This window comes from Micromonospora sp. NPDC126480 (assembly GCF_040302465.1).
Lineage (GTDB): Bacteria > Actinomycetota > Actinomycetes > Mycobacteriales > Micromonosporaceae > Micromonospora.
Window position 1 is genome coordinate 55,665 of sequence record NZ_JBEORU010000020.1, and the last position, 11,809, is coordinate 67,473.

General features: G+C 73.1%; 9 protein-coding genes. 4 read left to right on the forward strand and 5 right to left on the reverse strand.

The window, feature by feature from the left end:
- Positions 1 to 222 precede the first annotated feature (222 nt).
- Positions 223 to 1,347 (forward strand): SigB/SigF/SigG family RNA polymerase sigma factor, encoded by a 1,125-nt coding sequence (locus tag ABTW87_RS19290; RefSeq protein ID WP_350652194.1) that lies wholly within the window; start codon positions 223 to 225, stop codon positions 1,345 to 1,347.
- A 108-nt stretch (positions 1,348 to 1,455) separates the two neighbouring features.
- Here ABTW87_RS19290 and ctaD read toward each other — a convergent pair whose 3' ends face one another.
- From ctaD to ABTW87_RS19315, 5 genes are all read right to left on the reverse strand, one after another.
- Entirely contained in the window at positions 1,456 to 3,456 is a 2,001-nt protein-coding gene (gene ctaD, locus ABTW87_RS19295) for an aa3-type cytochrome oxidase subunit I (RefSeq protein WP_350652195.1), read from the reverse strand.
- A gap of 105 nt (positions 3,457 to 3,561) precedes the next feature.
- Positions 3,562 to 4,290: an ATP-binding protein gene (locus tag ABTW87_RS19300; RefSeq protein ID WP_350652196.1), complete on the reverse strand. Its 729-nt coding sequence runs from the start codon at positions 4,288 to 4,290 to the stop codon at positions 3,562 to 3,564.
- Between the two features lie 79 nt (positions 4,291 to 4,369).
- A complete protein-coding gene (locus ABTW87_RS19305; protein ID WP_350652197.1) occupies positions 4,370 to 4,831 on the reverse strand; it encodes a DUF4383 domain-containing protein in 462 nt (153 codons plus the stop codon).
- Positions 4,832 to 4,904: 73 nt separating this feature from the next.
- Positions 4,905 to 6,062 (reverse strand): glycosyltransferase, encoded by a 1,158-nt coding sequence (locus ABTW87_RS19310; protein ID WP_350652198.1) that lies wholly within the window; start codon positions 6,060 to 6,062, stop codon positions 4,905 to 4,907.
- A gap of 22 nt (positions 6,063 to 6,084) precedes the next feature.
- Positions 6,085 to 7,068 (reverse strand): glucosyl-3-phosphoglycerate synthase, encoded by a 984-nt coding sequence (locus tag ABTW87_RS19315; protein WP_350652263.1) that lies wholly within the window; start codon positions 7,066 to 7,068, stop codon positions 6,085 to 6,087.
- Between the two features lie 226 nt (positions 7,069 to 7,294).
- Here ABTW87_RS19315 and ABTW87_RS19320 point away from each other — a divergent pair, with 226 nt between their 5' ends.
- The 3 genes from ABTW87_RS19320 to secA2 all read left to right on the forward strand — a co-directional run bounded on the left by ABTW87_RS19320 (position 7,295) and on the right by secA2 (position 11,757).
- Positions 7,295 to 8,299, forward strand: coding sequence for a Gfo/Idh/MocA family protein (locus ABTW87_RS19320; protein WP_350652199.1), 1,005 nt, complete (start codon positions 7,295 to 7,297; stop codon positions 8,297 to 8,299).
- Complete coding sequence (locus tag ABTW87_RS19325; RefSeq protein ID WP_350652200.1) at positions 8,292 to 9,380, forward strand: zinc-dependent alcohol dehydrogenase; 1,089 nt, start codon at positions 8,292 to 8,294, stop codon at positions 9,378 to 9,380. The genes ABTW87_RS19320 and ABTW87_RS19325 overlap by 8 nt, the downstream gene beginning before the upstream one ends.
- A gap of 85 nt (positions 9,381 to 9,465) precedes the next feature.
- Complete coding sequence (gene secA2 / locus ABTW87_RS19330) at positions 9,466 to 11,757, forward strand: accessory Sec system translocase SecA2 (RefSeq protein ID WP_350652201.1); 2,292 nt, start codon at positions 9,466 to 9,468, stop codon at positions 11,755 to 11,757.
- Positions 11,758 to 11,809 lie beyond the last annotated feature (52 nt).

Here is an 11,809-nt window from a genome sequence, read left to right on the forward strand (position 1 = left end):
ACCGGCACACCGAAACATCCTCGCGAACCCGGGGTCCCGTGATTGAGTACCTACGGAGCGGGAACACCGCTGGCTGCGACGGCCTGATCACGCCGTGCAGCGCGGCGCCGTCGCCCGCTGGCGTCCCAGTCACGTAACCACTTCCGGCCCGGTGCGTGGTGCCACCACGCGCACGACCGGTTTCCCAAATCCGGGCGGGGGACCTTCCTGAGGGAGGCGCGGATGTTCGGACAGACCACCACAAGTACACCGCCACCCACCGAACGGGGCCTCGAGGACCTCGACGCGGCGGCCCTGGCGTACGCGGCACGGATCGAGGGGCTGCCACCCGAGCGGTGCCAGGAGGCACGCGACGACCTGGTCCGCTTCGCGCTGCCGTTCGCCGGGCGGCTGGCCCGCCGGTACCGGGGACGCGGCGAGCCGCTGGAGGACCTGGAGCAGGTCGCCCGGCTCGGCCTGGTCAACGCGGTCGACCGGTACGACCCGGAGCGCGGGTCGTTCACCGCGTACGCGGCGATCACCATCGTCGGCGAGATCAAACGGCACTTCCGGGACCGCACCTGGGGCGTGCACGTGCCCCGCCGGCTGCGTGACCTCATCCTCGAGGTCGGCCAGGCCACGGCGGCGCTGACCAGCGAGCTGTCCCGGGCGCCGACGGTGGCCGAGCTGGCCGCGCGGCTGGAGACGCCGGAGGAGGAGATCCTGGCGGCGCTGGAGTCGGCCGCCGGTTACAGCCCGGCGTCGCTGAACGCGCCGGTCGGCGGGGAGAGCTCGGCGGAGTTCGGTGACCTGGTGGGCGAGTCCGACAACGCCCTGGAGTCGGTGGACGACCGGGTGACCGTCAGCGGCCTGCTGCACCGGCTGCCCTGGCGGGAGCGGCGGATCCTCGCCATGCGCTTCTACGGCAACCAGACCCAGGCCGAGATCGCGGCCCGCTTCGGCATCTCCCAGATGCACGTCTCCCGCCTGCTGTCGCGGGCGCTGACCTGGCTGCGGCAGGCGATGCTCGCCGACGCCCCGCCGCCCTGGCAGAACGGCGCCGCCGAGTCCGACACCACAAAGGCCAAGATCTCGGTGAAGCAGAACGGTGACCGGGTGGTCGTCGAGGTCGGCGGCGACGTCGACCGGGACGGCGCCGACCAGCTGCGCAGGGCGATGCTGGAGGCGGTCACCGGGCAGCCGTCCGAGGTCGTCGTCGACCTGGTCGGTGCGGGCGGCTTCGACGCCGGCGGGATCGCCGCGCTGGTGGCCGGCCGCGAGGCGGCGGCGCGCACCGGCGTGCCGCTGCGGTTGACCCGGGTGCAGCCCGCCGTCCGCCGCTCCCTGACCGCCGCCGGCCTGACGTAAGGAAGGGCCCCTTCTTAACGCCTCCGGTAGTGGAAGGGCCCCCTGTTAACGCGTCCGCGCCGCCGACCCCGATGCTGGGGGGGGCGGCGCTGACGCGTACGGGATCGATCAGTTCTCGGGGGTGTCGCCGTGGCCGCGTGGGTGACGCCAGCGGTCGTTCTCCTGCGGCGCGCGCTGGGCGCCCAGGATGGTCTCCTCGGGCTCGTCGGTCTCCTCGAAGCTGGGCCGGCGCACCTCGTCCGGCTCCGGCACCTCCACCGGCCGCGCCCCCGACTGGGGAGCCGGCTCGTACGCGACCGCCTCGCGTGCGCCGGTCGCGCCGTGCTCGCTCGGCGACTCGGGCAGGTGCCGCTCGTGGCGAAGCTCGTCCCGGAAGTCCTGCGGCGGCTTGACGGTGCGTTGCGGCAGGTCCCGGCCGAGGTCGGAGACGAGCGGACCGTACTTGGCGTCGAAGGCGGGCCGCTCGGAGCGGATCCGGGGCATCCGGTCGAAGTTGCGCAGCGGCGGCGGGCAGGTGGTCGCCCATTCGAGGGAGTTGCCGAAGCCCCAGGGGTCGTCGACGGTGACCTGCGCGCCGATCCGCCAGGACTTCCAGGCGTTCCAGATGAAGAACAGGGTGGACGCGCCGAGCACGAAGGCGAAGATGCTGGAGATGGTGTTCAGAGTGGTGAACCCGTCGGTGGGCAGGTAGTCGGCGTAGCGGCGGGGCATGCCCTCGGTGCCCAGCCAGTGGTGCACCAGGAAGGTGCCGTGGAAGCCGATGAACATGGTCCAGAAGTGCGCCTTGCCGAGTCGCTCGTCGAGCAGCCGCCCGGTCATCTTCGGCCACCAGAAGTAGAAGCCGCCGAACAGCGCGAACACCACGGTGCCGAAGACGACGTAGTGGAAGTGCGCGACGACGAAGTAGGTGTCGGTGACGTGAAAGTCCACCGGTGGGCTGGCCAGCAGCACCCCGGTCAGCCCGCCGAGCAGGAAGGTCACCAGGAAGCCGATGGCGAACAGCATCGGCGTCTCGAAGGTGAGCTGCCCCTTCCACATCGTGCCGATCCAGTTGAAGAACTTCACCCCGGTCGGTACGGCGATCAGGTAGCTGAGGATGCTGAAGAACGGCAGCAGCACCTGGCCGGTGCCGTACATGTGGTGTGCCCAGACGGTCATCGACAGAATGGTGATCGCGATGGTGGCGAGGACCAGACCGGTGTAGCCGAAGATCGGCTTGCGGGCGAAGACCGGGATGATCTCGGTGATGATCCCGAAGAACGGCAGCGCGATGATGTAGACCTCGGGGTGCCCGAAGAACCAGAACAGGTGCTGCCAGAGCATCGGCCCGTTGTTGGTCGGGGTGTAGATCTGGGCGTTGAGCAGCCGGTCCGCCGCCAGCGCCAGCAGCGCGGCGGCCAGCAGCGGGAAGACCAGGATCACCAGCACGCTTGTGAAGAGCATGTTCCAGGTGAAGATCGGCATCCGGAACATCGTCATGCCGGGCGCGCGCAGGGTCAGGATCGTGGCGATCAGGTTGACCGCGCCGAGGATGGTGCCCAGACCGGAGATCACCAGGCCGATGATCCACATGTTGGCCCCGGCGCCGGGGGAGTGCTCGGCGCTGCTCAGCGGGGTGTACGCGAACCAGCCGAAGTCGGCCGAGCCGCCGGGGGTGAGGAAGCCGCCGATGACCATCAGCCCGCCGAACAGGTAGAGCCAGTAGGCCAGCGCGTTCAGCCGGGGGAACGACACGTCCGGCGCGCCGATCTGGATCGGCACGATGTAGTTGGCGAAGCCGAAGGCCGCGGGGGTGGCGAACAGCAGCAGCATCACCGCGCCGTGCGAGGTGAACAGCTGGTTGTACTGCTCGGAGGAGAGGAACTGCAGCCCGGGCCGGGCCAGCTCGGCCCGGATGAGCATCGCCTGCAGGCCGGCGACCAGGAAGAACCCGAACGAGGTGAGCAGGTAGAGCAGGCCGATCTGCTTGTGGTCGGTGGTGGCCAGGAACCGCACCAGCTTGCCGCCGGGCAGCGCGGACCGCCGCGGCCCCGGGTACCCACCGAAGCGGGCCGGTGCCAGGATCGCCGGACCCCGGTCGCGTGGTTCCGTGGTGACCCGCTTGGGCATGGACTATCACCCCGCCTGACGACAGATGGAACGGGCGTGGCTACCCGTCCCTCCGACCATGTAACCAGGCGACGGCGACTATTCAGGCTAGAGCGGTAATTTCGGTCAATTGGCGGGCACGGCGGCCCAGACGACCTTCCCCTCGCCGGCCGGCACGCACCCCCACCGCTGCGCCACCTCGCGGACCAGCAGCAGCCCCCGGCCGCCCTCGTCCCGCAGGTCCGGACGGACCGCCCGGGCCCGGGCCCGGCTGCCGTCCTCCACCGCCACGTGCAGGTACGGCCGGCGCAGGGTCAGCGTCACGTTCATCGGGGTACGCGCGTGCCGGACCACGTTGCCGACAAGTTCGCTCAGCACCAGCGACGCCGGTCCCGCCGCCTCCGGCACGTTCCACCGCGCACACGCGTCGCCCACCAGGTCCCGGGCCCGCCGGCAGGCCTCCGCCACCGGCTCCAGCCGGGCCCGCAGCCGCGGCGCGGCAGCCCTCCGGGCGGCCTGGGTCGCCTCGGCGCAGTCCCGCCGCACCGGCAGCACCCGGGCGGCGCTCGACCGGGCCAGCCACGCCGCCGCCTCCGGCGGCGGGGCGCACAGGACCACCGGCACGGCCGGCCAGTCCGCGGCGCGGCGGGCCGTGGCAGCGAAGATCGACAGGGCCAGCTGGTCCCGGACGGTGACCTCGGCCAGGTCGACCACGAGCGCGTCGGGCTGCGCGGACAGGCAGCGGTCGAGCACCCGCCGCACCGCGCGCATGGTGCCGAGGTCGAGGTCCCCGTACAACCGCACCACCGTCACCGGGGCCCAGTCGCGTACCTCGCAGGTGATCCGGCTCGGCATCAGCGGCCCTCACCTCTCGTCGTCGGGAAACTGCCAACTACCCGGCCCTGAGCAGGGCGAAACCGGACCGCGACGGGCGTCACGGGCGGGCGCGGCCGGCGGTCAGCACCCCCAGGGCGACCATCCCGGCGCCGAACGCGAGGTGCAGCCAGTCGTCGCCGCCGTTGGTCGGCAGGAAGTTCGCCGCGCTGTCGTGCGCCACGGCCAAGCCGAACAACCAGAGCACCAGATAGATCGCCCCGCCACCGATCAGGTACGCGCGGGCCGCGGTGGCCCGGCGCGCCGCGACCAGGCCCACCACGCCGAACAGCAGGTGCAGCAGGTTGTGCAGGACGGAGACCGTGAAGGCGCCGAACAGCCGGGCCCCGGACTGGTGGCCGGCGCTCCGCAGGTCGGCGAAGTCGCTGGTGACCCCCGGTACGAAGCCCAACAGGCCCACGATCAGGAACAGCACGGCGACCGCGAAGGCGGCTCGGCGTACCGGCGGCTGCCCGTCCGCCGGATCGCGTCGTGCGCGCGCGTGGGCGGGCGGGACGGTCACGCTGCGCCGTACCCGCGCCGTCCGGCACGAAACGTGACCCGGCCGCCCCCGCCGGGACGGCCGGGCACCGTGCTCAGGCGGCCTGCAGGCGGGGCGCGGCGGCGAGCTGGCCGACCCGCTCGTACAACGCCACGTACCGCTCGGCCATCACGGCCGGGGTGAACCGGGTGGCCGCGGTACGCCGGCACTCACCCTCGTCGAGGAGGCTCGCGGCCAGCAGCAGCTCACCCAGCTCCTCCTCGTCGCTTGTGAGCAGCCCGGTCCGGCCATGCTCGACCAGCTCCGGCAGGCACCCCCGGGCGGTCGACACGACCGGCGTGCCGAGCGCGAGGGACTCGACCACGGCCGTACCGCCGGGCTCCTCCCAGCGCAGCGGGAAGAGCGTGGCCCGGGCGCCGGCGACCAGGTCGTCGCGTTCCCGACCGGCGACCGTGCCGACCCACCGGACCAGGTCGCCGTCGACGTGCGGCGCGACCTGCTCGAGGAAGAACCGCGCGTCGGGGTTCTGCCGGGCCTCCTCGCCGGCGGCCGCGAGGTCCTCCGGCCGGTGGTACGGCCCGACCGGCCCCGCCAGGACCAGCGGTACGCCCACCCGCTGCGCCACCCGGGCACCCAGGTCCTGCCCCTTGCCCGGGTTGATCCGGCCCAGCACGACCGCGTAGTCGCCCTTGGCGGCGCGGCGGCGCCGGTGGGCGTCCACGGCGAGCGGGGTGGACAGGTGCACGTGCCCGACGGAGTGCGCCCGCAGCGCCCCGGGCGCGCGGGCCAGCTGCGAGGCGGAGACGCCGTTGACCCGGACCCGGTGGCCGCCGTCGAGGTTGCCGTACAGCTCCGGGTGCTTGGCGAGGTCCCAGTGCAGGGTGTGCAGCACCGGCGGCGCGTCCGGGCCCATCGCGGTGAGGGTGGCCAGCCCGACCGCCTCCACGTGGTCGTGCACCAGGTCGATGTCGTCCCGGGAGTGCAGCTGCCGCACCACCCCGTTGAGGTGCGCCTGGGAGATCCCGCAGACCTGGTTGTACGGCCGTTGCAATGCGGCGAACTGCCCGTCCGGGAAGACCGAGATCTTCTCGTCGACCGGGAGCGTGCTGCTGTCGACCGAGGCGAGGATCACCTTCACGCCGAGCCGGCGCAGCTCCGGCACCAGGGTCGCGATCACGTTCTCGATGCCGCCGTAACCGGGCGGCGGCACCGACAGCCACGGCCCGGCGTTCATCAGGACGGTGAGGCTCATCGCGCGCCGCCCCTTCCGCCGCTCACGCCGCGGCCACCCGGCGGCGGGGCACCCGGTGCCGCAGCTCGGCCAGGGGCGGACGCTCCTGGATGGCGATGTCGGTGACGACGATCTCGCGTTCCAGGTTGGGCAGCGTGTCCGAGCCGCCGCGGCGGAACTGGGTGAGCAGGGGGACGGGGAACTCACCCGGGGCCGCCCAGCCGCGGCGCTGCAGGCGGGACCACGCGGTGAGCATGATCTGCGCCGACATCCGGCCCAGCGCCGCGGTGTCCTGGTGCCGGTGCTTGCGCTCGCCGAGGTCCACCTGGGCCAGCGCGTCCAGGCCGACCAGGTCGAGCAGGTCGATGAGCAGGGCGGTCTCGACCCCGTAGCCGGAGACGAAGGGCACCTGCTCCAGCACCTCGCGGCGGCCCGCGTACTCGCCGGCCAGGGGCTGGACGAAGCCGGCCAGCTCCGGCCAGAACAGGTTCAGCAGCGGGCGGGCCATCAGCTCGGTCACCCGGCCGCCCCCGTCCGCCTCGACGCTTGTCGCGCCGACCAGCGGGCGGTGGTAGAAGCCCTTGACGAAGTCGACCGACGGGTCGGTGAGCAGCGGGCCGATCAGCCCGGTCACGAAGTGCGGGCGGAACTCCCGCAGGTCGGCGTCGACGAACGCGACCACGTCCCCGTCGGCCGCGGCCAGTCCGGCCCAGAGCGCGTCGCCCTTGCCGGTCAGTTGCGGCAGGCCGCGGGTCATGACGTCCTGGCTGACGACCTCGGCGCCGGCCGCGCGGGCGACCTGGGCGGTCCGGTCGGTGGACCGGGAGTCCACCACGATCAGCTCGTCCACCAGCGGTACCCGGTCCATGAGGTGCTCGCGGATCGTCGACACGATCGCGCCGACGGTGGCCTCCTCGTTGTGGGCGGGCAGCACGACGCTGACCCGGCTTCCCCCCTTGGCGCGCAGCAGGCGCCGTACCGGCCAGTCGGCCGCCGACGTCGTCCGGTAGGTGGCCCACGCCTCCACCACCGGCGAGACCGTCGATTCCGTATTCCGCACAGGCACCCCCTGATCGTGGCGGAAAAACCCAGACCCGGTTTTCCCACTACCCAGCTCGCGCTAACCGGATCATCCCTGACACTTTGATCACGAAGGTGACACCGGGGCGTTCCCCGCCGGTGAACGTTTGATTGCGCCCACCCGGGGGGAGTGCTCACGCCGGAGGCGAAAGCACTGCGGGAAGGCGGTCGGGATGCGCAGGTGCCGGGTGGGGCTGATCGGAGCCGGCGGGGTGGCGCAGCGCCACGCCCGGGTGCTGAGCGGCTTCGACGACGTCGAACTTGTCGGGGTGACCGACGTGGTGCCGGAGGCGGCGCGGGCGCTGGCCGACACGTACCGGACGGTGGCCTGTCCGGGGGTCGAGGAGGTGCTGGCGGCGGGACCGGACGCGGTGTACGTGTGCGTCCCGCCGTTCGCCCACGGACCCGCCGAGGAGGCGGTGGTCGCGGCGGGGCTGCCGCTGTTCGTGGAGAAGCCGGTGGCGGTGGACCTCGCCACGGCGGAACGGATCGCCGCGCTCGTCGCCGAGCGGGGGCTGCTGACCGCCGTCGGACACCACTGGCGGTACCTGCCGATCGTCGAGCAGGCCCGCGACCTGCTCGACGGCCGCCCGGTGCGGATGGTCGCCGGAAGCTGGCTGGACAAGGTGCCGCCGGTGGCGTGGTGGTCGCGGCGGGACCGCTCCGGCGGGCCGGTCGTCGAGCAGGCCGCCCACGTGCTGGACCTGATCCGCGTCCTGGTCGGCGAGGCCACCGAGGTGACCGCGTACGGCGACGGGAGCCCACCGCCGGTCGACGGCGCCGACATCGACTCGGTGACCACCGCGGCGCTGCGGTTCGCCGGCGGTGCCGTCGGGACGCTCAGCGCCGCCTGCGTCCTCGGCTGGAAGCACCGGGCCGGGCTGGAGATCCTGGCCGACGGGATGGCGCTGTCGTTGACCGAGGAGGGGATGACGGTCTGCGACGCGGACGGCGAGCGGTCCTACCCGGCCGACCCGGACGCCGCCCGGGTCGCGGTGGACCGGGCGTTCGTCGACGCGGTCCGCGGGATCGGCGACGACGTGCGGGTCCCGTACGCCGAGGCACTCGGCACCCACCGGCTGGCCCTCGCGCTCGCCGACTCCGCCCGCACCGGCCGGAGCGTGCGCCCGGCCGACCGCGGCGCCCCGTCGACCGTGGGGGTGACCGTCGATGCGTGACCGGATCGTGGCGGTCACCGGGCCCGGCCGGGTGGAGCTGATCGAGCAGGACGCCGCACCGCTGACCGAGGGCACGTTCCGGGTCGAGACGCTCTACAGCGGCGTCTCGGCCGGCACCGAACTGAGCTTCGTCAAGGGCACCAACCCGTACCTCAACGTCGCCTGGAACGCGGATCTCGGCCTGTTCCAGCCGGGGGCGGCGAGCACCCCGTACCCGGTCACCCGGCTCGGCTACATGCAGGTCGGCCGGGTGGTGGAGAGCGCCACCCCGGCCGTCGCCGTGGGCACGGTCGGCGCCATGACGTACGGCCACCGCACCGGCTACCTCGCCGACCCGCTGACGGAGCGGTTCGTGCCGCTGCCCGACGACCTGGACCCGGTGCTCGGCGTGTACGCGGCGCACATGGGCCCGATCTGCGCCAACGGCGTCCTGCACGCCGCCGCGGACCTGTACGGCGCGGACGTCCGGTCGCTCGGTGACGGGGTGCGCGGCCGCCGGGTGGCGGTCGTCGGCAGCGGTGTGGTGGCGCTGCTGACGGCGCTGTTCGCCCAGCGGCACGGCGCCGCGTCGGTGGTGGTGCTCGACCCCACGCCGCAGCGCCGGGCGGTCGCCGAGGCGCTGGGCCTGCAGACCCTCGACCCGGAGGCTGACGACCCGGCGGTGGTGCTCAAGACCCGGTGGGCGCACGCGCCGGGGGACCGGGGCGCCGACGTGGTGTTCCAGTGCCGGGGGCAGGCCTGGGCGATGCACCTGGCGCTGCGCCTGCTGCGGCCCCAGGGCACGGTGATCGACCTCGCCTTTTACCAGGCCGGCGCGGACGCCGTCCGGTTCGGCGAGGAGTTCCACCACAACGGGCTGTCGGTGCGCTGCGCGCAGATCGGCCGGGTGCCCCGCGGGCTCGCCCCGACCTGGGACCGGGAGCGGCTGAGCGCCGAGACGATCGACCTGCTCCACGCGTACGGCGAGCTGATCCGCAAGCACCTGATCACCGCACTGGTCCCGCTGGACGACGCCCCGGACCTGCTGACCGACCTGGCCACCCGCCGCCGCCAGGAACTCCAGGTCGTCCTGACCTGCTGACCCGTCCGCGGCGGCCCGCCGGGAGGTGGCGCGCGCGGGCGGGTGGGACGTTCAAGATCGGTCCGGTCGCGTACCGTTGCGGCTCATGGGTGTGTCGCAACGGTTGAAGACCAGGTTCCGGCGGTTTCTTCAGCGCCCGGGCACGACGGTGGACCTCGCGCCGTTGGAGAAGCTGCTGCCCGCCGTCGAGGCGCGCGAGGAGGAGCTGCGGGCGCTCGACGACGCCGAGCTGACCGAGGCCGCCGGCCGGGCCGAGGGCTACGAGGAGATCTGCGCGATCGGGCGCGAGGCCGCCCGCCGTGGCCTCGACCAGCGGCCGTACGACGTGCAGCTGCTCGGCGCGATGGCCCTGCTGTCCGGCAAGGTCGCCGAGATGGCCACCGGCGAGGGCAAGACCCTGACCGCGACGATCGCCGCGTACGGGCACGTCCGGGTCGGTAACGGTCCGGTGCACGTGCTCACCGTCAACGACTACCTGGCCCGCCGGGACGCCCGGTGGATGGAGCCCGTCTACAAGCTGCTCGGCCTGTCCGTGGGCTGGGTCAACGAGGCGTCCACCCCGCAGGAGCGGCGCGACGCGTACGCCTGTGACGTCACCTACGTGTCGGTCAGCGAGGCCGGCTTCGACTACCTGCGCGACCAGCTCGTCACCGACGTCGCCGACCGGGTGCAGCCGGCGCTGCGCACCGCGATCGTCGACGAGGCCGACTCGATCCTCATCGACGAGGCCCGGGTGCCGATGGTCCTGGCCGGCGCGGTCCCCGGCGAGCAGGACCCGGTGCACACCGCCGCCGCGCTGGTCCGCGGCCTGCGCAAGGGCAAGCACTACACGGTCGCCGAGGACGGCCGCAGCGTCGCGTTCACCGCCGCCGGCCTCGCCGCCGTCGAGGCCAAGCTCGGCATCGACCTGTACGACGAGGAGAACGTCGCCCAGCTCTCCGCGGTGAACGTGGCGCTGCACGCGCACGCCCTGCTGCACCGCGACGTGGACTACATCGTCCGGGACGGCACGGTCGAGCTGATCGACGAGATGCGCGGCCGGGTGGCGCAGCGCCGCCGCTGGCCGGACGGCCTCCAAGCGGCGGTCGAGGCCAAGGAGGGCCTGGACGCGACCGCCGAGGGCGAGGTGCTCGGCACGATCGCCGTCCAGGCGTACATCGGTCTCTACCCGACCGTCTGCGGCATGACGGCCACCGCGGTGCTGGTCGGCGACCAGCTGCGCGAGTTCTTCGGTCTCGAGGTGGCGGTGATCCCGCCGAACACGCCGTGCATCCGCGAGGACGAGCCGGACCGCATCTACGCCACCCGGGCGGAGAAGGAGGAGGCGCTTGTCGACGAGATCAAGCGCAACCACGAGCGCGGCCGGCCGGTGCTGGTCGGCACCCTGGACGTCAAGGAGTCCGAGGGGCTGGCCGCGGCGCTCAACGCCGCCGGGGTGCCGAGCGTCGTGCTCAACGCGAAGAACGACGACGAGGAGGCGGCGATCATCGCCGAGGCCGGCGCGTACGGCGCGGTGACCGTCTCCACCCAGATGGCCGGCCGGGGTGTCGACATCCGCCTCGGCGGCAGCGACCAGGCCGACCGTGACCGGGTGGCCGAGCTGGGCGGCCTGTACCTGATCGGCAGCGGCCGGCACGACAGTCGCCGCGTCGACGACCAGCTGCGCGGGCGGGCCGGCCGGCAGGGCGACCCGGGTGGCTCGGTCTTCTTCGTCAGCCTGGAGGACGACCTGGTCGTCCGGCACGCCGGGGACACCGTGCCGGCGTCGCCCCGGATGAACGCCGACGGCCTCGTCACCGACCCGCAGGTGGACTACGCCGTGGAGCACGCCCAGCGGGTCGCCGAGGGCGTCAATCACGAGATCCACCGCAACACCTGGCGCTACAGCGTGGTGATCGAGCAGCAGCGCAAGGCGCTCGCGGAGCGCCGGGAGCGGCTGCTGACCAGCGACGTGGCCGCCCTGATGCTGCTGGACAAGGTGCCCGACAAGGCGGGCGAGATGGACGAGGACCTGCTGGCCCGGGTCGCCCGGTCGATCGCGCTGTTCCACCTCGACCGGCTGTGGGCCGAGCACCTCGCCGAGCTGTCCGAGGTGCGCGAGGGCGTGCACCTGCGGGCGCTGGGCCGGCTGGACCCGCTCGACGAGTTCCACCGGGCCGCGGTGCCCGCGTTCAACGACCTGGTGCCGGAGATCGAGCGGCGCACCATCGAGACCTTCACCGAGACCGAGTTCGACGAGACCTGGGAGCCGGACGAGGCCAAGCTGATCCGGCCGAGCGCCACCTGGACGTACCTGGTCCACGACAACCCGTTCGGGTCGGAGCTCGACCGGCTCATCGCCTCGGTGGGCCGCCGGCTCAGCTCCGGCTCCCGCTGACACCGCCGTGCGCCCCTTCCGGTAGCCTTCGGCACCGGAAGGGGCCCCTTTT